A 22,591-nucleotide genomic window follows, 5' to 3' on the forward strand; every position below is an offset into this window, starting at 1 on the left:
CATGTTGAAAAACAGCCTCGTTTTATGCTTTCTTCTGTTTTGTAGTACGATCGTGGCGCAAAAGGACTCCATTGGTATCAACTATGATGATTCTGAATTACGACCAATAACCATTTCTGAAGCGGATTTAAAAGAGTATGCCGATAACGAAAAATTCAATTATGAAATCAAAGAGAAGGAGCATACTTGGTGGGACGCCTTGAAAAACTGGTTTTACAATGTATTCCGGCGTTTTTTTGAGTGGTTGTTCGGGGTAGGAAATGCACCGGCCTATCTTGCCGTTTTCTTACGCATGATACCATACTTACTTTTGGCATTGTTATTATACTTGATCATTCGATTCTTTATCAATGCCAATACAAGGGCCTTGATCCAAGCCAATAAGAACAACAACTTGGTGCGCTTATCTGAAGATGAACGTATTATCCAATCAGAGGATATTGAACAATTAATAAAAGATGCCGTAGCTACGAAAAACTTTCGTTTGGCCATTCGCTATTATTATCTTTTTATTTTAAAACTGATGAGCGACAAGCAATTGATAAATTGGCAATTGCAAAAAACAAACGATGATTACCTTGGCGAACTTAAAAGTACTGCCCTCAAAGCTTCATTTGCAAAAGCCACCTTGCTCTATGATTATATTTGGTATGGCGGGTTTGAAATTAAAGAAGATGATTACGGAAAAGCCTCGAAGCTGTTTTTAAACCTTCAAAAAAATGTGATTGACAATGGTTAAAAAGGGTAGCGTCTATATCGTTATTGCCATATTGACCGTTGGCCTTATTTTGGTGTTGCAATACAACAAACCAAAAAAGGTAAATTGGTTCCCTTCTTATGTGGCGCAACATAAAATTCCCAACGGTACCTTCGTTGTAAATGAGCTAGTGCAAAAAACTTTTGAAGACCGTTTACAACAGGTATATAAACCTCCTTTCGAATTTCTGCAACAAAATGAAAGTGCCTCAGGAACGTATTTGATTGTAAATGATAGGGTAGACTTTGGGGAAACCGAATTGGAAGTACTGCTGGATTGGACTTCAAAGGGAAATACACTATTCGTGGCTTCAAGTGGATTTGAAACTAAATTATTGGACACCTTGAACTTAAATCAAACCAGTTTGTACTCTAGTGCGGAAGTGACCCCTACGTTTTACCATCAATTGGTAAATACTCAAATCAAAAGGCCGCCAACACCTTTTACAAAAGAATACTACAGTCTCATTTTTAGCACAATTGACACCTTGAATACCGTTGTTCTAGGCGAAGTCCATACGACTGCCGATAATCCCGATGAAATTGAAAGAAAAGTAAATGTAATCAAACATCCTTTTGGTAAGGGCTCCATTATCCTCTCTACATTTCCGCAGGCTTTTACCAATTATTTCATCCTGAAGGATGAAAATCGGGAATACACCGCTGGACTTCTCTCATACTTGAATGCCGAAGGCGCATTATATATGGACAACCACCATAAATCAGGAAAGTCTTTTTATACCTCGCCCATGTATATTTTTCTAAACACCAAAGAGTTCAAATGGGCATACTATATGGTTCTTATCGGTAGTTTGATCTATGTCATTTTTGAGGGAAAAAGGAAACAACGCCCAATAGCGGTAATCAAACCCTTAAAGAACCAGACTTTGGCATTTACAAAGACGATTGCCGATATGTATTATGAAACTGGACAACGGGAAGAAATTGCAAAACACCAAATTGCCAATTTTCTAGATTACATTAGAAACAGGTTTTATCTCAATACAGAATCTTTGGATGACCAATTCCACAAAAATCTAGCGGCCAGAAGCAATCATACTATTGACGATATCAGGGCTTTGTTTCAATTGATCACCCAAGTTCAAAATCAGTCAAAACTGTCAGATGACCAATTAGGGTCGCTAAACAAAAAAATAGAAAACTTTAAAATAAAAGTAAATGGAAAATAACGATTTAAACTTTGACAATAGAATTCCCCTTGAAGAGTTAAAGACAGCTGTTATCGCGATTCGAGAAGAATTGTCAAAGGTTATCGTAGGGCAACAAAACTTCATTGAGTTACTGATCGTCGCCCTATTTGTTGATGGGCATGTACTAATTGAAGGTGTACCTGGTATTGCCAAGACCATAACTGCCAAGCTTTTCTCAAAAACCTTGAAAACCGGTTTCAGCCGTATTCAGTTTACACCCGATCTTATGCCAAGTGATATTTTGGGCACTTCCATTTTCAACGTAAAAGAGTCGGAATTCGAGTTTAAGAAAGGGCCTATCTTTTCAAATGTCATTTTGATTGACGAGATCAATCGCGCACCCGCAAAAACCCAAGCGGCATTATTTGAGACTATGGAAGAGCGTCAAGCCACGGTTGATGGAAAAACCTATAAGATGACTGCCCCTTTCATGGTATTGGCAACCCAGAACCCAATTGAGCAAGAAGGCACCTATGCTTTGCCCGAGGCGCAATTAGACCGATTTTTATTTAAGGTCAAAGTAGATTACCCTTCGGTAGATGAAGAAGTGAAGATCATTCAAACCCATCATGACAGAAAATCAAGAAATCCCGAAGACAGTATTCAACCTGTATTACTTCCAAAAAAATTGGTAGAGTACAAGAATATCATCCATGAGGTAGTCATAGAAGAAAAAATCTTTAAATACATTGCTGAAATTATCGCAAAAACAAGAAACCACCCCCATCTTTATCTGGGTGCCTCACCAAGGGCGTCAATTGCAACAATGCAGTGTTCAAAGGCTTTTGCTGCTATGAAGGGGCGTGATTTTGTAACCCCAGAAGACGTAAAAAAGGCCTTGGTACCTATCTTAAACCACAGGGTCATTCTAACCCCAGAACGTGAAATGGAAGGAATAACAACAGAAAGTGTCATCCAGATGATTACTGAATCAGTGGAAATTCCGAGGTAAATGCTACGGTTCTTCAAATCATTCTATATACATCAGACTTTTTTTTGGTACATCGCCATACTCGTCGCGAGTTTTATACTATCGTATTGGGTAACATGGTTATACCCCATTTCATGGCTGTTGTTTTATGTTTTGATAACACTCTTTTTACTTGATTCTTATCTATTGTATGTAACCTATGCTATCAAAGCCGAACGCGAATTACCCCAAAAACTCTCTAACGGTGATTACAATGATCTACAAGTAAAGATTACGTCAACGTATGGTTTCAATACAGGGATTACCGTAATTGATGAGCTTCCCCAACAATTTCAGAAACGTGATTTTTCATTAACCTCAAAACTCTCAAAAAATGAAACATGGCGGCATAGTTATACACTTAGGCCTACCGATCGTGGTGAATATGTTTTTGGTAACTTGAACGTATATGCCGCTACCCCGTTGCAATTGGTAAAACGACGTTATACTTTTCAAAAAGATCAAATGGTACCGGTATATCCGTCGATTATTCAAATGCAGCAATATGATTTTTTGGCCATTAGCAATAAATTGACCCAAATCGGTTTAAAAAAGATACGACGAATAGGCCATACCCAAGAGTTCGAACAAATCAAGGAATATATAGAGGGAGATGACATCAGGACCCTAAATTGGAAAGCCACCGCCAAAAAAAATCAGTTGATGGTCAACCAATATCAAGATGAAAAATCACAACCAATTTATTCCATTATCGACACGGGGCGGGTTATGAAAATGCCTTTTAACGGGCTCAAACTTCTTGATTATGCGATAAATTCCACCTTAGCCTTTTCCAATGTTGCCTTAAAACGAAATGATAAGACAGGGTTGGTGTCATTCTCAAAAAAAATAGGGACCTTTTTACCAGCGGCACAAAAAATAACGCATCTGAATGGCATTCTTGAAAGTTTGTATAATATCGATACTGCTTTCACGGATTCTGATTTTGGACTACTCTATGCCCATCTCAAACGAAAAGTAAACCAGCGAAGTCTGCTGTTGCTATATACCAATTTTGAACATATGTCGGCACTGAAACGTCAATTGCCCTACTTAACGGCCATGGCGAAAAAGCACGTTTTAGTAGTCATCTTCTTTGAGAACACCGAATTGGAAAAATTGATTCATACCAATGCAGAAGATTTAAAGGCCATTTACCACAAAACCATCGCCGAGAAGTTTTCGATGGAAAAAAGGTTAATGCAAAAAGCCTTAAGGCAGTACGGTATTCAAACAATTTTGACCAAACCCGAGGCCCTGACCATAAATACCATCAATAAGTACTTGGAAATAAAAGCTCGAGGACTCCTTTAATCAGCTTGAATTTCAAAAAAACCTTCAGGAAGCCCAAGTATCTTTAAAGTAGGTATTTGGCCTGACTTTTTGAAATGGTCTTCATCCAAAACCGACCATGAAGTCGTTTCCTTTTTAAAAGTCGTACCACGTGCTAAATTGCGAGGGCCCTTCTTTTTATGATCGGTAAAAATATCGATGGTGAAGCCAACGGTGGCACCCCCTAAGATAGTTGCTAGCAGGTCGGCATTATCCCAACCATTTTCACGTTGACTGGCATCAACAGCTTCTTTTCCAAGTCCGATCAGCGTACTTCCGCCAATGGCCCCGGCAAAGGTCCACCAACGATTCCCATTTGATATTTGTTTTGCAATTCCGGCACCGGCTAACCCATAAAGGTTTCCACCAACATAATGCAGTACTTTATCATTCTCTATTTGTCCTTGAATAGTATGCACTAAAAACAGAAATAAAAAAACAAGAATCGTATTCTTCATGATGGCCGTAAAGGTAAAAAAAGCAGTAGAAGTCAAAAGCATTCAAGCCAAAAAAGATAATTGTCATATAATACGGACTTTGGCAAAGAAAAACCATAGCTTATCTTATTTAGGTCCATATGTTCCAGTATTCGATATACGAATAATAGTGCATAGCCATCGCCGTAAAGGGGCCTGGCCTATGATAGTGTACTTTTTGTAGCGTTGTTACCCATATCGATGCTGTATTAAGAAATGGAAATGTTCTTTGTCCGGTATCCTCAAAAAGCCGTGTTGTATTAGCTCCATTAGTTGACTGCCCATAGTCCGACTATTTTGTTATATTTCAAGAAGATTAGGAATTTAACGACCTAAATCGAAAAAGATAGCCTTGGCATAAAGCCTAATGTTCCAATCAATCGAAAAAGAAAATTGAAGTTAATTGCGACAATCCTATTCCTACTAATTTTATTCTTCCATGGCTACGCACAGGAAAGCCATATCCCAAAAATTGGGATGGAGCAGGATATTGACGATGTAATTCGGATTATTGAGGATATACATCCATACCCCTATCGGTTTAAAAGTAAAGACGAGATTCGCTCTTATTCAAATCGTCTCAAAGAAAATTTAAAAGATAGTTTATCAATCAGTGGGTTTTGGAGGATTATAGATGAATTGGTGGTATGCTATAATGATGCCCACACGAGTACTTTCCCCTACCCCCTATTCCATAAATTCCATAGAAATGGAGGCTTATTCTTCCCTTTTCATGTAGCAATCAAGAATAACGAATTGTTTATAACCAAGACCCTTGAGGGCCAAAGTGAACTTGTGGGGAAAAAGATAATGGGCATCAACGGCATAAAGGATTCCACTTTGATCCAAGACATGCTTAAGCATTCAAAAAAAGAACTTCCAAATCTGAAAAAACATGATATTTCCAGCAATTTTCCATTTTATCTATGGAAAACCTTCGGTTGGAAAGGTCCTTTTAATGTGGAATTAAAGGACACTATCTTGCAAAATGACGGTGCAAACTACGAAGTGGTATTTAAAGATTGGTTATCAGAAGATGAAGATTGGTTTCAATATGACCAATTGCATAGTGATATCGCCTACATCAAAATAAGCAATTTCAATGCGAACAGAAAAAATGCGAAAAGACGTTATAAGGAAACCTTCAAGGCCATTAACGAAAAGCATACGGACCATCTAATCCTTGACTTTCGAAATCACGATGGCGGACAAGATCTATTAGGGGAGGATTTGGCAAGATATCTTTATAACAAACCTTTCAAAAGATTAAAAAAAACACTTTGGAAAGTAACCCCAGAGTATCAAAAAGCGTTCGAGAAAAAATATATTCCGAAAGCTCTACGTTGGATAAAACCCTTGTATCTATTGAATCCGTATTCAAAAGTATTACTTAAAAAGAAGAAAAATAAAGGCCTTTATGAGCTCGATTATAAGACTACCAAACCCCATCGCAAGGCAAAACGCTTTAAGGGCAATGTATACCTATTGATAAATAATAACACTTTTTCTGCAGGCTCCGTTTTTGCGGGCATGTTTCAAGATTATGGTATGGGTGAGGTCATCGGGCAAGAAACAGGCAATTTATCTTCCTTTTCTGCCTATGCCTTGGTTACTCATCAATTGCCCAATTCAAAAATCAAATTTCGAATTTCTTCGGCATATAGTGTTAGAACCAATGGGGACGAATCTAAAACCCCGGTAGAACCTGATATTAGGATAGCCACTGAATTGGATGGGCTTGACTACTTGCTGAAGAAGATTCGGGAAAACTGATTTTAGAAATTTACAATGTATCCATTCAAAATAGCATGTTGTATTGATTTTCCGTAAACTGTGCGCCCATATATTTGTTGGCACTTGCACAACCCAGGACTTTTCTAGCAGTTATGTTGAGGCACCTTTTGCATAGACTTTCTGTATATCACGACAAACTTGTTCTTAACCAATCGAACCGGAACTAGTTCTTTTAAGTTTAATTGGATATCCCCTTCTTTGGCCTTGACCATTTCATCTTTCAACAAAGGTCTTGAGAAGAAGCACAAAAATAGATTGGCATTATTGCGAGTACAATGTTAAAATTTTGGGCTATACCATAAATAAGACAGTAGCTCTTGGCAAACCCCTCATTTAAGGAACCCCGCCCAATATAAATTGATTTGTTCTGCTCGCACATATCATGTTCTAATAAAAGGATTTATTTTTTAAACGAGACAACAGTTTCAATATCAGACATAAAACAAAAAATATCTTTACACATTTTGCTTCTGTTTATCAAAATACCAAGACAAGTTTCAAAGACTACCGTATTGTTTATTCACTATGCAACAAATACTTCAACCATGCAAAGGATAGTCATTGTTCAAATTCTTGTTTCAGCATTTTTTATCATAATGGGTAAAGTTGAATTCCTAACCATTCCTGAAGGGAATTTTACTATATTTCCAAAAACACTGTTTGAACGTTTTCAAATTACTTAACCAATTTTAGCCCTTGGCCCTTCCATGAAAAATCTTTTACTAGTTCTTTTGTTCTCTACGATACTACTGGGTTGCAATCAAAAAAAAGAAACGATAAAAAATCTAGAAAAAGATCCTGTCATGCTAAAAGACACTTTGACCCAAAAATTACAATCTGCTTTTGATAAAGGCGCCATTGTAGGGTTCAGTGTAGCCGTGGTCGATGATTCAGAATTAATTTACAATAGGGGTTTTGGATATATCGATATTGAACAAAAAAAGCGATATACCCCAAATACTACCCAAAATATTGCTTCCATTTCAAAAACCTTAATTGGTATCGCTTTAATGAAAGCCCAAGAATTGGGAAAGCTCACTATTGATGACCCCATTAACGATTACCTACCTTTTGAAATTCATAATCCCAATCATCCCAAAAAACCAATACTGATAAAGCATCTCGCTTATCACACCTCATCAATTCGTGATCTAGATGAGATTTATTCAAAATCTTATGTTTTGGAAAAATCAGAACATGATGATAACGAGGGGGTATATGATTGGTTCAGCAAACCAGAGGCCAAAATTTCATTAATCGATTTTATAAAAAATAGCTTGACCGAAAGTGGGAAATGGTACAAAAAAGAAATTTTCTCAACGGCAGAACCAGGTAAAGCACGAGAATATTCCAATATCGCCTCTGCCCTTTGTGCACTGGTCATCGAGTTTGCCACGGAGCAAAGCTACCAATCCTTTACTAAAGAATATATCTTGAACCCCCTGAAGATGACTTCTTCGGGCTGGTCTTCAGAAGATATTGATTCTACAAACCGTTCTAGATTATTTGCCCATAAAGAATTGATGATCGCCAAGTACGATTTGATAACCTATGCAGACGGCGGATTTATTACGTCATGTAATGATCTAAGCCTGTTTTTGAGCGAATTGATAAAAGGTTACAAGGGGACCGATACGCTTTTAAATCAAGATGGGTATAAAAAATTATTTGAAAAACATAAATTTTCAAATATCGAAACTGAAGAAGGGTTCGGAATTTTTATGGAATACACAAATGAATTCATTAAAATCAAAGATGAGGTCATTGGACATAATGGTTCAGATCCCGGAGTAGTAACCGCTATGTACTTCAATCCCAAAACTGAAACCGGTAAAATTGTATTGGTCAATACCGATTCAGATTTTGATGATAACTTTTGGCCAGAGGTCCAATCAATTTGGAATTCGTTAATTGCCTTTGAAACGGAGTTGAACAGCTATAAAGCTAATCAGTAACTTTACATTTAAAAATGATTGATTCATTGTTTCAAAAAAATGTCAAGCGCTTCGATAAAAAGGTCAAGAGGTCATTTTTTCCTGAAAGCTTCTTAAACGAAATCTATTATTCCACGGTAGCCTATGAATCAAATGAATACATTTCATACACCTCTAATTTTTCAATCAAATATGTTCTTGATGGAAAGGAACTCTATTTTCTGGATGGGAAAAGATATGCGCCCAGGGCCGGACAATATTTAATCATCAACGATGGACGGGAGATAGAAACAAAACCCATAAAGGGATCAGAGGGCATTTCCATTTTTTTGGAGAAAAAATTGATTACCGAGGTCTATCAAACACTTAACTCGGGAGCCGAAGAATTGTTAGATAAAGGCTTGGTCGTGAATTCAATGGCTTGCCCTGAATTTTTTGAAAATAATTTTTATCATCGTGATACTTTGGGCCTATTACTTCAAAAGTTGTCAGGCACGATCAAAACGAGTGTTCAAGAAGCACAACCCCTGCGGAAGGAAGTCTATTACCTGATTGCTGAAAAATTAATCCAATCGCAGAAAAATATTGACACCGATATCAATCAAATCATGCGTGTTAAAAGAAGTACGCGAGAAGAATTATATAAAAAAGTACTATTGGCAAAAGAATACATTCACAGTAACCTACGCTCTGATTTCAACCTAGACCTGCTTTCAGACAATGTTGGACTTTCAAAGTATCATCTTATTCGCATTTTTAAGTCCACTTTTTTTCAATCTCCTTACCAATACTATCTTATTTGTAAAGTAAACTTGGTAAAACACTACATTGAAAAAGGACAACACTCTTTAGTGGAAATTGCCGATTTATGTGGTTTCAACGATGTTTTTGTACTCAGCAAAACGTTTAAAAAAATAGAGGGAATCACACCGTCGACATTTAGACATCATACCAAATAGGCAATTATTGACAAAATAAAGCAGGATGGAAGTAATTTCTTTGTCACGAGAAGTGCTAAAGAATTTATGACATCACCTGACATGAAAAAAATAATACTGATTTTTGGCTATTTTGCCCTCACAACGCCTTTATACACTGTTGCGCAAGACGCAAAAGTAGATGTATTCCAAAAAAAATACGCCCCAGATAGTCTAAACATACAGGTAAAAGAACTTATGGAAGGGATAGGTTCGGGGCACCCGGGTATGTATCGCTATACGGATAAACGAGAATTTGATTTTTTGATTGATTCAACATTTACAACGGTTACAGACTCCATTAGCCCCTTAACATATTACCGGTTATTAAAGCCCCTATTCGCTAAAATTGGCTGCTTACATACATCCATCGAGTTATCTGAAGCGAATCAGAACACCCTAAATGATTCTTTGAAACTAATTCCTATTGAAGTCTTTATAGATGATGAAAAACGGGCTTTTGTAACAAAGAATTACGCCAAAAATGAAACAATTCCGTTAAAGAGTGAAATTCTTGCCATTAATGGCCAATCCATCGCTGCGATTCTTGAAACGCTTTACAATGCCATACCCTCTGATGGATACAATCAAACCTTAAAGACCTTATTGCTGAATTATCGATTTGCACTTTGGTATCGAAGTATGATAAGCACTACAAACCGGTTTGAAATAGAAGCCCGCACTAAAGGATTAAGAAAGGTATATAATTTAACGGGCGTGTCGAACGATGTATTTCCTACGTTCGAAACACTCGAGAGGGAAAACGAAAATCAACTTAACCTAAAGATTACTAATGATATAGGATTGCTCACAGTACGCTCTTTTGCAAAATCGACCATAAAGAAGAACGATCAAAATTTTGACAAGTTTATTAAAAACACCTTTAAACAACTCAATCAGAAACAAATAGAACATGTGATCATCGACTTAAGAAACAACACCGGTGGAACAGATGGGAATGCAGTAAAACTTGCTTCCTATTTTTTTGAACAGCCCTTTCGGTATTGGGCAAAAATTGAGACAACTGAAGACATCGCAGCGCAAGTCAAAGGTTTTTCACGTTTATTCTATAAAAAGCCCGTCTTAAAAGATTCTTCGTATCATTGGAGGGGAAGTCGTTGGTGGCTTACAAAAGAATTTAACTATTATAGAATTCAAAAACCTGCCAAGCACAATTACAAAGGGAATGTTTATCTGATTACCAATGGGTTTTGTATGTCTTCATGTGCCGACGTTGTGGCAATATTGTCTTATAACAAAAAAGCTGAAGTAATCGGTACGGAAACAGGAGGCGGTTATCAAGGCAATACGAGTGGCCTAATGCCAACATCAACCATAAACGACGATATGCAAATTACCATACCCCTAAACAAGTACACCAATGCCGTGGATCCAAACACCAATTTTGGCAGGGGTACCATACCAGATGTTCGTATTAGGCCAACATTGGACGATTGGATGAACAAAAAGGATGTTGAGCTAGAATATATCATGAAGCTGATTAAAGACGCGAAAAGGTAAAAAAGAAAGGTGCAGCATGTATCCCCTATAAAAATCAATACATTGGAGAAAATCAAATAATTGTTACAACCTTATTAAAAGTAAGTAACATTTATGGGGCTTAATCGTCTACAATTAAACCCACCTTAAAAAGAATATGAATGAACTTAAAGGTATGCCTAGTCTTTGCACTTATTCTATTTTCTTCGTGTCAACAGGATAAAGAAACGATCAGAACGATTAAAAACACAGTATTAAACGCTGATCAAATTGACGGATTCATTCGCTCAGCGCTAGATTCTTCCAATATCATAGGTGTTTCTATATCAATTATAAATGATCACAGTATTGTCTACAGCGGGCATTTCGGAAAGAAAAATGCAAACGATACCCAAAAAGTTGACAATGAAACGGTTTATGAGGTAGCGTCATTATCAAAGCCCGTTTTTTCATTTTTTGTGCTTCATCAGGTACAAAAAGGTATTTTAGATTTAGATCGCCCCCTCTACACCTATCTACCAAACCCCGATATAAGTTACGACGATAGATACAAAAAAATCACCGCTAGGATGGTGCTTTGCCATTCAACAGGATTTCCGAATTGGCGCCCTAAGGCAAATGATAGTCTCCAATTAAAATTCGAACCAGGAAGTGAATATGGATATTCGGGCGAAGGCTATGAGTATCTAAAGAATGTACTTTTGCACCTACTTGAAACTGATGATAAAGGATTGGACCGTATTTTTCAAAAAGAAGTAGCTGAACCATTAGGACTAACCAATTTCAGCTTTACATGGTCAAAAAGATATGAACATAAAAAGGCTTATGGACATATAGATGGTAAACCGACCAATAATACATATCAAAACGCATTTCCCTTTTTCGTTGAACAAGGTCCGAACCTTTTTGCCTCTTCCTACTCTTTGTATTCAACCTCTGATGCCTATGCACGTTTCTTAATAGCATTAAATCAAAGGGAGATTTTAGATGGAAAGACTTTTGACGAATTGTTAAGACCACAAATTGAAATGCCGCTATTTCCTGATACCAATACGCACAGAAGTTTACTTTCTTTTACAAAGCAAACACCGGACGGGTTGAGGTTTTTCCATACTGGGGACAATAGTGATTTTCAGGCTTGGACACACTTTTACCCAGAAAAAGGATTTGGAATGGTGATTTTGACAAATGGGGATACGTTGTTTTCTTCTGGTTTTGCTGAAAACCTGCTTATCTTCCTTCAAGAATCGGTAGGAAAAAAGAAATAGTCATTTTCAATGAACTATAAAAATCGTTTTATTTGGTAGTGCCCCAAAAACATTTTAGACATAAAGTTTAGATTTTTTGATGATGTTAAAATCAGCGTAGATTGTGACTAAAAACATAAGGGTTGAGCCATATATCTAAAAAGGCACTTAAACTGTTTCCTTCGCTTTTTCAAAATCAGCGATAAGTTCCTTTACAATGGTTCCTGCCGGTTTAATCTTATGGATTAATGCGGAAACCTGGCCAATTTCAAGTTCACCCTCATCAAGATCACCTTCGAACATTCCTTTTTTGGCCCTTGCGCGGCCCAAGACTTCTTTTAACTGTGCTACAGAGGCACCTTCGGCATAGGCTTGTTGTACCTCATGGTAAAACTTGTTCTTAAGCAATCGTACCGGCGCCAATTCCTTTAAAGTGAGCTGGGTATCACCTTCTTTGGCATTGACGACCTCATTTTTGAACGCAGGGTGTGATGAGGCTTCTTCACTCGCCACAAACCTACTACCAATCTGAACACCATCTGCCCCTAACACCATCGCGGCCAACATTTGGTGCCCAGTGGCAATGCCACCAGCAGCGATTAAAGGAATGCTCACTTTTTCTTTTACTGCCGGAATCAAAACCAAAGTGGTGGTCTCGTCACGGCCATTATGGCCACCAGCTTCAAAACCTTCGGCAACAATGGCATCGACACCGGCCTCTTGTGCTTTCAACGCGAACTTCACACTACTGACCACATGAACCACTATAATTCCTTTTTCTTTTAAATGGGAAGTCCAGGTTTTTGGGTTACCAGCGGAGGTAAAAACGATTTTAACCCCCTCATCTATGATAATCCCCATTAATTTTTCAATATCAGGATAGAGCATCGGAACATTGACTCCAAAGGGTTTGTCAGTAGCTTGTTTACATTTTTGAATATGTTCGCGTAAGACCTTGGGGTACATACTTCCAGCCCCAAGTAACCCTAAACCCCCGGCATTTGAAACGGCAGACGCCAATCGCCAGCCACTTGCCCATATCATTCCTGCTTGGACAATGGGATAGCGTATTCCGAAAAGGGTGGTGATTCTATTTTGCATTTCGCTAAGATATGACTCCCGAACCAATCAATTCCTCACCAATATACCATGCAGCAAACTGACCTTCCGTGATTGCGGATTGTTTTTCTGCAAAATCAACATACAGTCCACCTTCTATTCTATACAAGACGGCTTTTTGCAAGGGTTGTCGATATCGTATCCTTGCTTGCACTTCCATAGTGCCGTCCACCTCCAATTCCAAATCCCTTCGTACCCAATGTAAGTCATTATCCGCTATGAACAAGGTACGTCGTAACAGACCTGGATGTGATTTGCCCTGACCCGTGTAAATAATATTTTCATCGACATCGGTACTTATCACAAACAAAGGTTCTGGGGTTCCCCCAACGTCCAAACCCTTTCGCTGACCCGTTGTAAAGTAGTGGGCACCCTGATGTTTACCTACGACCCTTCCATCTGAAAGCGCATAGGAGTATTTGGTAGCATGATGTTCAAGCTCATGTAATTTGTCGTTAAATAGGGGCACGCCAGTATCATATTGGGGTGCATCAGCCGGAATTTCAACTATTGCACCTAATCTAGGTTTCAACTTTTGCTGTAAAAAATCGGGTAATCGAACCTTGCCTATAAAACATAGCCCTTGGGAGTCTTTTTTATCGGCAGTGACCAAATCGTTCTCGGCGGCTATTTTTCGAACTTCAGATTTTAGCAATCCGCCAATAGGAAAAAGAGTCTTCCCCAATTGTTCTTGTGACAATTGGCACAAAAAATAAGACTGGTCTTTGGTACCATCCACCCCGGCCAATAACTGGTACGTTTCAGTACCATCATCGTTTTTCAATACCCCTTTTCTACAATAATGGCCCGTAGCAACATAATCGGCACCCAAATCCAATGCTATTTTTAAAAAAACATCAAACTTGATTTCCCGATTACAGAGCACATCAGGATTTGGCGTACGCCCACGCTCGTATTCGTTGAACATATAATCAACGATTCGTTCCTTGTATTCCGTACTTAAATCCACCGTTTGAAAGGGAATACCCAATTTCTCGGCCACTATTAGCGCGTCATTACTATCTTCCAACCAAGGGCACTCGTCAGAAATGGTTACAGAGTCATCATGCCAATTTTTCATAAAAAGGCCTATCACGTCATATCCCTGCTCTTTCAGCAAATATGCGGTAACACTGGAGTCTACTCCCCCAGAAAGCCCAACTACTACTTTCTTTCCCATGATTCTATAAAATATACCGCAAAAATACAAAAAGCGTTGTGTAGCATACATCGAAGATTACTTAACAAAATACTAATTAAGACACTTTATCAAAATGTTTACCGACCATGGTGGAATAAACCCAACAGCGGGTATTTGCACTGAAAACCAATATCATATGGCCGTTTGTTCATACTAAAAGTGGTTGCTATTTTGTTTTTCTTTTGACATGAAATGTTAAACATTTATTAAATAGTGTTTAACAAAAGCAACCTATTATTAAACAAGATATCTTTCTATTGTATTTTTTATAAAACTGTATATCAATCATTTACATTGAAACTTAAGTTAAGTAATTGAATACCAGTATTTAAAAAGTTCAAACAATTCAACTTTTTGTTAAACAATTAATTAAATCATTATTATGAAAATCGTATCGAATTTTTTAAAATTTAGTACCCTATTTGCCGTGTTCTTGTTCATCTCATGTTCTGATGACGATGACAATGGCCCAACGAATCCCCCTGAAGAGGAGACTACCACCATTATTGACTTGGCTGCCAGTGCCAATTTGAACGTTTTGGCACAGGCCTTGACAGCAGCAAACCTAGTGGAAACCCTAGAGGGCGATGGACCTTTTACCGTGTTTGCCCCGACCGACGAGGCCTTTGCCGCTTTTTTAGCAGCAAATAACTTCAGTTCTTTAGATGATATTCCCAACGATGTACTAACCCAGGTATTATTGAACCATGTCGTAAGTGGTACAAATTTATCCACTAACTTGACTACGGGCTATATCTCAAGCCTATCCACTGCCGGTGCAGATGGCAGAAACCTAAGTTTGTATGTCGATACTGCCTCTGGCGTTGAAATCAATGGTGTTGCCACGGTTACCAGTGCCGATAATGAAGCCGACAATGGTGTCGTACATATCGTAGATGGCGTTATTGGCCTACCTACCATCGTAGACCATGCTGTGGCCAATGGCGCGTTGTCAAGCCTGGTGGGTGCATTGACTGCAGACGGTAATACCACGTTTACAACCCTACTATCGGATACCACTACGGATTTCACCGTATTTGCACCTATAAATGACGCGTTTGCAGCCTTTACAAACCCGAATGGTAGCGATATCAATTCCGTATTGGCCTATCACGTAATTCCTGGTACCGCAGCGTTCTCAGATGAATTAATGAACATGTACGTTTCAACAGCGGCAACGAATGCCGACGGAGATAGTCTAAGTCAATATATCAGCGTCGATAGTGGTGTTAGCATCAATGCAAGTAGTAATGTGGCCGTAGCAGACGTAGTTGCGGTAAATGGTGTGGTCCATGCTGTGGATGCTGTAATTGATTTACCAACTGTGGTCACTTTTGCTGTTGCAGACCCCACATTTGCCCCATTGGTGACCGCCTTGACGGATGGTACGCCTGATACTGATTTTGTATCAATATTAAGTGGTGAAGGGCCATTCACGGTTTTTGCCCCTACTGCTGATGCCTTTCAAGCCTTATTGGATACGAATATGGAATGGAATGAGGTAACCGACATTGATGCCGGATTATTGACCAGTGTGCTTCAGCATCATGTTCTTGGAGGCGCCAATGCCAATCAGAACATACGTTCTACTGATTTAACCGATGGTATCATGCCTGAAACTTTAGAAGGTGATACTATTACCATCAACTTACCGGGTACAGGTGACAATATTGCCGATGTCACCGATGGTGCAGGTAATACGGGTATCGGAATCATTGTTGTCGATGTGCAAGCCGACAATGGCGTCATTCACGTATTGAACCAAGTCATGCTTCCAGATACGATGAACTAGGTTTTAACAACCCCGGTTGACATGAAAAAGTGCCGTTGGTCGATCCTTCGGCACTTTATTTTTATAGCGCCAAATGTAGTTCATCGATGACACATCAAAAGACGTTCTATTTCCATACAAAAAAGGGTACTTGACAACTATTAATTTTTTTGGAGGGAAATAGGTCGCATCTTTGGAGTCCCGAATCTTTCCAAACTATACCTATAATGGTTGAAGCTTCCCCCGCAAGGGGGAAGTTTTATTTTAAGGGTCATCGAAAAGGAATCCTTGAAGAAACGAAACAGAAAAAGGGTTCAGTCTTCTACTTCTAAGACATCGATAATCTCATATCCATCTTCCACAACCTTATAAACCGCTTTGTTCAGTTCGTAAGCCGTTAAGCCGTCAAAATCAAGTTCAGTGGCATCTTCGGGCAGTTCTTCAACAATAGCACCAATAGGGGGTTCGATGATTTCATAATCCTCTTCATTCGATTTCTGGTAGAAGATTCCATCCGCATAATTATAGCGATTGCCATTTACGGTCAGGGCTATTGCTGTGGCAGGTAGTGCCCGCAGGCGAAAACCCCTTGGCGGAAATGTACGGACATAAACCCCTTGCCTTCTTATAAAGTACATTCCACGTACTGGGTAGTACGATACATTCCTAAAAACCAACGGTCTTGTATTCGCCGGTAAACGACGTAGAGTTCGGCGAAAGACCCTTCGGTTCTGTCTGCGTACTTTTCTTTTTATTTTTCTTTTTTGACGAATAGTATTCGTGACAGGGCGCCGCACCACTTGGGCTTCTATGTATTCAGCAGACAATAAAAATGAAAATGAGAACAATGCTACTAACAACCTAAAGCTTTTCATACGTATCGTATTTATATGATTACAGTGGTAAGACGTTTTTAGATCAAAAAGGTTTAATATAGTTTTCTAACGTCTTCCGGCCTTTTTCTGTTCCTCAGCCTGTTCCATCATCTCACGCATCTTTTTTTGGAACTTATTTTCTTTTTTGGGCTTCTTCTTGTTTTCTTGAATCTGGGCATGGATCTTATCCTCATCCAAAATATAATTCTTAATGGCCAACATAATAAAGATGGTAATCAAGTTCGATACAAAATAATAGAGACTCAAACCACTGGCGTAATTATTAAAGAACACCAACATGAATATTGGGGATAGGTACATGATGAATTTCATATTGGGCATGCCCGGTTGTTGTTGCATTTGCATGCTCTGGCCCGTAGTCATCATCATATAAAAGAAGATGGCTATGGATGCCAATATCGGAAACAAACTCACGTGGTCACCATAAAATGGAATATTGAAAGGAAGGTTGAAAATGGTATCATATGAACTCAGATCTTCAGCCCATAAAAACGGTTTTTGCCTTAAAGCGAATGATGTTGGAAAAAACATGAACAATGAGTAAAAAATAGGAAGCTGTAATAGGGCGGGAATACAACCACTCATAGGGCTCACCCCTGCCTTATTGTACAATTTCATTGTTTCTTGTTGCTTTTTCATCGCATTGTCCTTGTACTTTTCGTTCAGCTCTGTAAGCTCTGGCTTTAAGACCTTCATCTTCGCCTGGGATAAATATGACTTATAAGTAACTGGCGATAAGGCCAAACGCACAATGATGGTCATGATAATAATGGCAATTCCATAGGGTAGAAAAGAACTTAAAAAGGTATAGAATGGTGTAAATACAAATCTATTGATCCAACCGAAAATTCCCCATCCAAAAGGAATGGATTCAACCAGGCCCAATTCTTTATAATTATCCAAAACCGCCACATCGGTCGGGCCGTAATACCAGTGCATATTCTGTGATAGTTCACCGCCTTGCAATTCCAGTTTCGTCTGGGTGGTATAGGCCTTCGTAAACTTTTGTTGTTTATCTTCTTCTTCCACTAAGTTTTCAGAAGAGATATCCACGCTTTTAAAATGCTCTTTGGTTGCCAATATAGAACTGAAAAAATGTTGCCGGTATGATAACCATTTTACGTCAACCTCCGTCTCTTCGTCTAAATCGCTACTTTCAGAAAGCTTGCTTATCTTATCGCCATCATGATTATAGGTCAGTCTGGTATACCTGTTCTCGTACTGAACACTTTTGTTGTGTCGAATACCCTTTAAGTCCCATTCTAGGGTTACGGGTTTTGATGAATTAAAGACTCCATTCAATCCCTGCGAACGAATAGTGAAGTCCACCAGGTAATCATTGGGTTTCATTTCATAGCGATACTCTAAAAATTGGTTCGCAGAAATCTTGGCTTTCATCGACAAAACCTGATTGTCACCACTTTTGGTGAGCGAAGGCTCAAAATAGAGGTCTTTGGTACTTAGAACCCTATTGTCATTGGTTGTAAACGACAACTCAAAATTGGCATTACCATCTTTCACCAAATAGACCGGAATGGAATCGTAGGTGACGAAATCCTTCATTTTCGCAGTTAAAATCTGAGCTCCCTTATTGGCCACTTCTAGATAGAGTAGTTCGTTCTCTAAAATCGATGTGCCATCTTGTGTTCTTGTGAACCCAAATGCACCGATACTGCTTTTATATTTGGCTAGGGTGGTTGAATCTTGAAGGTCTAATTTTGGTGCTTCTGTAACTTCGTTTTCAATTGGTTGTTCAGCTGCCTGCACCTCAGCTTCGAGCTGTTCTTGTTGTGCCTTCTGGGCCTCAAGCTCTTCTGGCGACGGTTGTCTGAGGTACATCCAACCTAATAAAATACCAAAAATCAATACAAAGCCTATGATGGAGTTAATATCCAGTTTCTTTTCTTCCATGAAAGTTATTTAGCGTTCACTATCCGCGTAACCAGCTCGCAAATATATATCCAATTGTGCGGTTTATGCCAAACTGGCATTAGTTTGTTCTTGTTTTTGTCGTACGGCGGCCTTAATAAAACCCACAAATAAAGGATGCGGATTGGCAACGGTACTTTTGTATTCTGGATGATACTGTACGCCAATAAACCAAGGGTGGGTCGGTAATTCCACAATCTCTACCAAACTGGTCTCGCTATTCAAACCCGTGGCAACAAGACCAGCGGCTTCCAAATCTTCTTTGTAATCATTATTGAATTCAAAGCGGTGACGGTGACGTTCTGATATATGTGAACTTTCATTATACACCTTCCGTGCCAAGCTATCGGTCACCAAATCACAATCCCAAGCCCCTAGGCGCATCGTTCCACCCTTATTGGTGATCGACTTTTGTGCTTCCATAAGACTTATGACGGGTTCTGGTGTTTGTTCGTCCATCTCAGTCGAATTGGCATCGGCAAGCCCCAGAACATTTCGGGCATATTCAATTACGGCCATTTGCATGCCCAAACAAATACCCAAAAACGGGATGTCGCTCTCACGTGCGAATTTAACCGCTAAAATTTTACCTTCTATGCCGCGTTCCCCAAACCCAGGTGCGACCAAAACACCGTTCAGCCCTGACATTTTATCACTAATGTTTTTGTCGGAAAGATGCTCAGAATGTATGGAACGTACATTCACGCGAACTTCATTAGCCGCACCTGCATGTATGAACGATTCTAAAATCGATTTATAAGAATCCTGTAATTCCACATACTTACCTACCAGACCGATGGTAACTTCGTTTTTTGGGTTCTTATGTTTTTTTAAGAACTGTTTCCAATTCCCCAAATCGGGTTCCATCGTATCGGGTAACTCCAATTTTTCTAAAGCCACCCTATCCAAACCTTCTTCTTGCATCAACATCGGCACGTCATAAATGGTGGAGGCATCAATAGACTGAATTACCGCTTCTTGCCTTACATTACAGAATAAAGCCAATTTTCGTTTGATATCATCAGAAATCTGGTGTTCGGTACGACATACCAAAATATCGGCCTTGATACCGCTTTCCATCAAGGTCTTGACGGAATGCTGGGTAGGTTTGGTCTTGAGTTCCCCAGCAGCAGCCAAAAATGGCACCAAAGTGAGGTGGATAACGATTCCGTTACCTTCACCAAGTTCCCAAAGTAATTGGCGAACGGCCTCTATATAAGGTAAAGATTCGATATCACCTACCGTACCGCCAATCTCGGTAATAACGATATCATATTCACCGCTATTACCCAACAATTGGATGCGTTCTTTTATTTCATTGGTAATATGGGGTACCACTTGAACCGTCTTACCCAAAAATTCACCCCTGCGTTCTTTTTCAATTACACTCTGGTATATCCTTCCCGTAGTGACATTATTCGCTTGTGAGGTATTTGCATTTAGAAAACGTTCGTAATGGCCAAGATCCAGATCGGTCTCGGCACCATCATCGGTAACGTAACACTCCCCGTGTTCATACGGATTTAAAGTACCTGGGTCAACGTTAATATAAGGGTCTAATTTCTGTATGGTGGTCTTATAACCCCTAGCCTGTAATAACTTGGCCAAAGAAGCGGCAATGATACCCTTGCCCAATGAAGATGTTACGCCCCCCGTAACGAAAATGTACTTGGTTTTCGACATGATTGAATCTGATGTTACGGGGCGTAAAGTTACAAATTATCGTCAGAAATCAGGATGGTTATTTAGGAAATTGTTGCCTTAATCGGCGCATCATAGGCTCTAATCCATTTGATTTTATATCTAAGGTGGTTTCTAAATACTCCCCTAGCTTTCCCTTCGGAAAACCTTTTTGCCTGAACCATACCAAATACGCGATGGGCAGATCAATCAAATGACGGTCTTTGTATTTTCCGAAAGGCATTTTATAATGAACTAATTCAAGAAGTTTTTGTTTGTCAGGACCAATTTCCATTAGATACGATAGAATCCGTTTGGGTTAATGAAGAAAGTGTCATATTACCCATCATGGCAATACTCATTCTAAAGTACTATCTTTCTATGGAAAATATCCCGATATGAAAAGAAGAAATTTCATGGCTTCCTCTACAGCTGCCGTTGCCGGCATGGCTATAAGCAGCCTAAACGGACAATCCGTTCCAAAAAACCAAGACTTCAAACTAAAACACAATATCAACCACAGTGTTTGTAGATGGTGTTTTCAAGACTATGAGCTTGAAGACTTTTTAAAAATCTTGGTAGATCTTAACGTTAAGGCCATTGATCTGACCGGACCTGAAGAATGGCCCTTGCTTAAAAAATACAATATCGAATGTTCGATGTGCTGGGGAGCTGAAATAAGCCTAATGGAGGGTTGGAACAATCCGAAACATCACGAGCAATTGATTAAGAATTATACGGAAATGATTCCCAAAGTAGCAGATGCCGGATATCGCAATTTGATTTGTTTTAGCGGAAACCGGAATGGGATGAACGATTATGTAGGACTGCAAAATTGTGTGGAAGGTTTGTCAAAAATAATGCCTATGGCCGAAAAACTAGGCGTTACCCTACAAATGGAACTTTTCAACCAAGTAAACCATCCTGACTATATGTGTGACAATACCCTTTGGGGGGTAGAGCTTTGCAGACGAATAGGCAGTGACAACTTTAAACTGTTGTTCGACATTTATCATATGCAGATCCAAGAGGGGGACATCATAAGAAGCATTCAAAATTACCATCCGTATTTTGGCCATTATCATACGGCCGGGGTGCCAGGTCGCCATGAAATCGATGAAACCCAAGAAATGTATTATCCAGCGGTTATGAACGCCATTTTGAAAACAGGATATACCGGTTACGTTGCCCAAGAATTCATTCCAACTTGGGATGATAAGATCGCAGCGTTAAAAGACGGTTTGGTGCGGTGTGATGTTTAAGGTTATGAACTGATCCAAAACTAATCCTCCAAACGGGATAGTGCTTCCGCAATTCTGGAATTCCATTCCAGCTGGGCCTTGGTATTTCTAGAAAAATTGGTTTCCCAATCGTACTGATCTTGAAAATCGGAAAGTTCTTTCAAGGTTTCTTTATAGATTTTTCGAATCTCACTTTTCACGTTTTCCGTAAAAGCGGTACGTTCCAATTTTAAACGCATTTTACGGGCAAAAAGCTCTGAAATATCAAAGTGTAATTGTTCGTGACTTAATATCAAATCATCACAGACTTCTGGTTTGTACCATGATTCATCAGGATAGAAAAAAGCATCTACGGTAAAATCAAGATCAACTTCATGATGCAAAAGATTGGCGGAATATTTGTAACTGATCCCACTTGCCGTAGTTGCGGCAGGCACAGCATCGGGAGGTACCCGACCCTTAAAATCATTCCAGGTCAACCTTCGCTCCCAGCTCCATGCCAACGTTTCTTCAAGTTTTTGTGAAACCATGGAAAACCCCGTTAGCAGCAGGCAAAT

Annotated in this window: 19 protein-coding genes; 11 read left to right on the plus strand and 8 right to left on the minus strand. The window is 39.1% G+C overall.

The genetic code is table 11. The features are described 5' to 3' along the window. Position 1: 1 nt before the first annotated feature. Genes AACM45_RS18115 through AACM45_RS18130 form a run of 4 tightly spaced genes read left to right on the plus strand, consistent with a single transcriptional unit; the run spans position 2 to position 4,251 of the window. On the plus strand, positions 2-739 hold the full coding sequence (locus tag AACM45_RS18115; RefSeq protein WP_339144389.1) for a DUF4129 domain-containing protein: 738 nt from the start codon (positions 2-4) through the stop codon (positions 737-739). Then, the gene (locus tag AACM45_RS18120) at positions 732-1,946 is read left to right on the plus strand and encodes a DUF4350 domain-containing protein (protein ID WP_339144390.1); all 1,215 of its coding nucleotides are present in this window, start codon (positions 732-734) and stop codon (positions 1,944-1,946) included. The genes AACM45_RS18115 and AACM45_RS18120 overlap by 8 nt, the downstream gene beginning before the upstream one ends. Continuing rightward, positions 1,936-2,919: an AAA family ATPase gene (locus tag AACM45_RS18125; RefSeq protein WP_339144391.1), complete on the plus strand. Its 984-nt coding sequence runs from the start codon at positions 1,936-1,938 to the stop codon at positions 2,917-2,919. The genes AACM45_RS18120 and AACM45_RS18125 overlap by 11 nt, the downstream gene beginning before the upstream one ends. Then, positions 2,920-4,251 carry a DUF58 domain-containing protein gene (locus AACM45_RS18130; RefSeq protein ID WP_339144393.1) on the plus strand — a complete coding sequence of 444 codons (1,332 nt, stop codon included), beginning with the start codon at positions 2,920-2,922 and terminating at the stop codon, positions 4,249-4,251. Here AACM45_RS18130 and AACM45_RS18135 read toward each other — a convergent pair. Then, on the minus strand, positions 4,248-4,727 hold the full coding sequence (locus AACM45_RS18135) for a hypothetical protein (RefSeq protein ID WP_339144394.1): 480 nt from the start codon (positions 4,725-4,727) through the stop codon (positions 4,248-4,250). The genes AACM45_RS18130 and AACM45_RS18135 overlap by 4 nt on opposite strands. A 495-nt stretch (positions 4,728-5,222) precedes the next feature. Here AACM45_RS18135 and AACM45_RS18140 point away from each other — a divergent pair, with 495 nt between their 5' ends. The 5 genes from AACM45_RS18140 (at position 5,223) to AACM45_RS18160 (ending at position 12,218) form a co-directional block, all read left to right on the plus strand. Next, positions 5,223-6,518 (plus strand): S41 family peptidase, encoded by a 1,296-nt coding sequence (locus AACM45_RS18140; RefSeq protein ID WP_339144395.1) that lies wholly within the window; start codon positions 5,223-5,225, stop codon positions 6,516-6,518. 728 nt (positions 6,519-7,246) lie between these two features. Continuing rightward, positions 7,247-8,494 (plus strand): serine hydrolase domain-containing protein, encoded by a 1,248-nt coding sequence (locus AACM45_RS18145; protein WP_339144397.1) that lies wholly within the window; start codon positions 7,247-7,249, stop codon positions 8,492-8,494. A 14-nt stretch (positions 8,495-8,508) separates the two neighbouring features. Further along, entirely contained in the window at positions 8,509-9,432 is a 924-nt protein-coding gene (locus AACM45_RS18150) for a helix-turn-helix transcriptional regulator (RefSeq protein WP_339144398.1), read from the plus strand. Between the two features lie 81 nt (positions 9,433-9,513). Further along, entirely contained in the window at positions 9,514-10,971 is a 1,458-nt protein-coding gene (locus AACM45_RS18155; protein ID WP_339144400.1) for a S41 family peptidase, read from the plus strand. A 140-nt stretch (positions 10,972-11,111) separates the two neighbouring features. Continuing rightward, positions 11,112-12,218, plus strand: a complete 1,107-nt coding sequence (locus AACM45_RS18160) for a serine hydrolase domain-containing protein (RefSeq protein WP_339144401.1) — start codon at positions 11,112-11,114, stop codon at positions 12,216-12,218. Positions 12,219-12,365: 147 nt separating this feature from the next. On the opposite strand, the gene AACM45_RS18165 is transcribed toward AACM45_RS18160, so the two are convergent. Next, complete coding sequence (locus tag AACM45_RS18165) at positions 12,366-13,298, minus strand: NAD(P)H-dependent flavin oxidoreductase (RefSeq protein ID WP_339144402.1); 933 nt, start codon at positions 13,296-13,298, stop codon at positions 12,366-12,368. Between the two features lie 4 nt (positions 13,299-13,302). Next, positions 13,303-14,496, minus strand: a complete 1,194-nt coding sequence (mnmA, locus tag AACM45_RS18170; protein ID WP_339144403.1) for a tRNA 2-thiouridine(34) synthase MnmA — start codon at positions 14,494-14,496, stop codon at positions 13,303-13,305. A 403-nt stretch (positions 14,497-14,899) separates the two neighbouring features. Between mnmA and AACM45_RS18175 the strand changes: the two genes are divergently transcribed. Next, the gene (locus tag AACM45_RS18175; RefSeq protein ID WP_339144404.1) at positions 14,900-16,309 is read left to right on the plus strand and encodes a fasciclin domain-containing protein; all 1,410 of its coding nucleotides are present in this window, start codon (positions 14,900-14,902) and stop codon (positions 16,307-16,309) included. Positions 16,310-16,602: 293 nt separating this feature from the next. Here AACM45_RS18175 and AACM45_RS18180 read toward each other — a convergent pair whose 3' ends face one another. From AACM45_RS18180 to AACM45_RS18195, 4 genes are all read right to left on the minus strand, one after another. Beyond that, a complete protein-coding gene (locus AACM45_RS18180; RefSeq protein ID WP_339144405.1) occupies positions 16,603-17,163 on the minus strand; it encodes a DUF6515 family protein in 561 nt (186 codons plus the stop codon). A gap of 66 nt (positions 17,164-17,229) precedes the next feature. After that, entirely contained in the window at positions 17,230-19,095 is a 1,866-nt protein-coding gene (yidC, locus tag AACM45_RS18185; RefSeq protein WP_339144406.1) for a membrane protein insertase YidC, read from the minus strand. Positions 19,096-19,158: 63 nt separating this feature from the next. Then, positions 19,159-20,796: a CTP synthase gene (locus AACM45_RS18190; RefSeq protein WP_339144407.1), complete on the minus strand. Its 1,638-nt coding sequence runs from the start codon at positions 20,794-20,796 to the stop codon at positions 19,159-19,161. A 58-nt stretch (positions 20,797-20,854) separates the two neighbouring features. Then, entirely contained in the window at positions 20,855-21,088 is a 234-nt protein-coding gene (locus tag AACM45_RS18195; RefSeq protein ID WP_339144408.1) for a DUF3820 family protein, read from the minus strand. A 103-nt stretch (positions 21,089-21,191) separates the two neighbouring features. Here AACM45_RS18195 and AACM45_RS18200 point away from each other — a divergent pair, with 103 nt between their 5' ends. Continuing rightward, a complete protein-coding gene (locus AACM45_RS18200) occupies positions 21,192-22,055 on the plus strand; it encodes a hydroxypyruvate isomerase family protein (RefSeq protein WP_339144409.1) in 864 nt (287 codons plus the stop codon). Between the two features lie 20 nt (positions 22,056-22,075). Here AACM45_RS18200 and AACM45_RS18205 read toward each other — a convergent pair whose 3' ends face one another. Next, on the minus strand, positions 22,076-22,564 hold the full coding sequence (locus AACM45_RS18205; RefSeq protein WP_339144410.1) for a DUF922 domain-containing protein: 489 nt from the start codon (positions 22,562-22,564) through the stop codon (positions 22,076-22,078). Positions 22,565-22,591: the final 27 nt, after the last annotated feature.

Origin of the sequence: Croceitalea sp. MTPC5 (assembly GCF_036985505.1) — a bacterium.
Taxonomy (GTDB): Bacteria; Bacteroidota; Bacteroidia; order Flavobacteriales; family Flavobacteriaceae; genus Croceitalea.

Excerpts from the sequence above, each read along its gene's own strand:
- AACM45_RS18115 (WP_339144389.1), top strand. The coding sequence starts at position 2 with ATGTTGAAAAACAGCCTCGTTTTATGCTTTCTTCTGTTTTGTAGTACG.
- AACM45_RS18120 (WP_339144390.1), top strand. The coding sequence starts at position 732 with ATGGTTAAAAAGGGTAGCGTCTATATCGTTATTGCCATATTGACCGTT.
- AACM45_RS18125 (WP_339144391.1), top strand. The coding sequence starts at position 1,936 with ATGGAAAATAACGATTTAAACTTTGACAATAGAATTCCCCTTGAAGAG.
- AACM45_RS18130 (WP_339144393.1), top strand. The coding sequence starts at position 2,920 with ATGCTACGGTTCTTCAAATCATTCTATATACATCAGACTTTTTTTTGG.
- AACM45_RS18135 (WP_339144394.1), bottom strand. The coding sequence starts at position 4,727 with ATGAAGAATACGATTCTTGTTTTTTTATTTCTGTTTTTAGTGCATACT.
- AACM45_RS18140 (WP_339144395.1), top strand. The coding sequence starts at position 5,223 with ATGGAGCAGGATATTGACGATGTAATTCGGATTATTGAGGATATACAT.
- AACM45_RS18145 (WP_339144397.1), top strand. The coding sequence starts at position 7,247 with ATGAAAAATCTTTTACTAGTTCTTTTGTTCTCTACGATACTACTGGGT.
- AACM45_RS18150 (WP_339144398.1), top strand. The coding sequence starts at position 8,509 with ATGATTGATTCATTGTTTCAAAAAAATGTCAAGCGCTTCGATAAAAAG.
- AACM45_RS18155 (WP_339144400.1), top strand. The coding sequence starts at position 9,514 with ATGAAAAAAATAATACTGATTTTTGGCTATTTTGCCCTCACAACGCCT.
- AACM45_RS18160 (WP_339144401.1), top strand. The coding sequence starts at position 11,112 with ATGAACTTAAAGGTATGCCTAGTCTTTGCACTTATTCTATTTTCTTCG.
- AACM45_RS18165 (WP_339144402.1), bottom strand. The coding sequence starts at position 13,298 with ATGCAAAATAGAATCACCACCCTTTTCGGAATACGCTATCCCATTGTC.
- mnmA (WP_339144403.1), bottom strand. The coding sequence starts at position 14,496 with ATGGGAAAGAAAGTAGTAGTTGGGCTTTCTGGGGGAGTAGACTCCAGT.
- AACM45_RS18175 (WP_339144404.1), top strand. The coding sequence starts at position 14,900 with ATGAAAATCGTATCGAATTTTTTAAAATTTAGTACCCTATTTGCCGTG.
- AACM45_RS18180 (WP_339144405.1), bottom strand. The coding sequence starts at position 17,163 with ATGAAAAGCTTTAGGTTGTTAGTAGCATTGTTCTCATTTTCATTTTTA.
- yidC (WP_339144406.1), bottom strand. The coding sequence starts at position 19,095 with ATGGAAGAAAAGAAACTGGATATTAACTCCATCATAGGCTTTGTATTG.
- AACM45_RS18190 (WP_339144407.1), bottom strand. The coding sequence starts at position 20,796 with ATGTCGAAAACCAAGTACATTTTCGTTACGGGGGGCGTAACATCTTCA.
- AACM45_RS18195 (WP_339144408.1), bottom strand. The coding sequence starts at position 21,088 with ATGGAAATTGGTCCTGACAAACAAAAACTTCTTGAATTAGTTCATTAT.
- AACM45_RS18200 (WP_339144409.1), top strand. The coding sequence starts at position 21,192 with ATGAAAAGAAGAAATTTCATGGCTTCCTCTACAGCTGCCGTTGCCGGC.
- AACM45_RS18205 (WP_339144410.1), bottom strand. The coding sequence starts at position 22,564 with ATGGTTTCACAAAAACTTGAAGAAACGTTGGCATGGAGCTGGGAGCGA.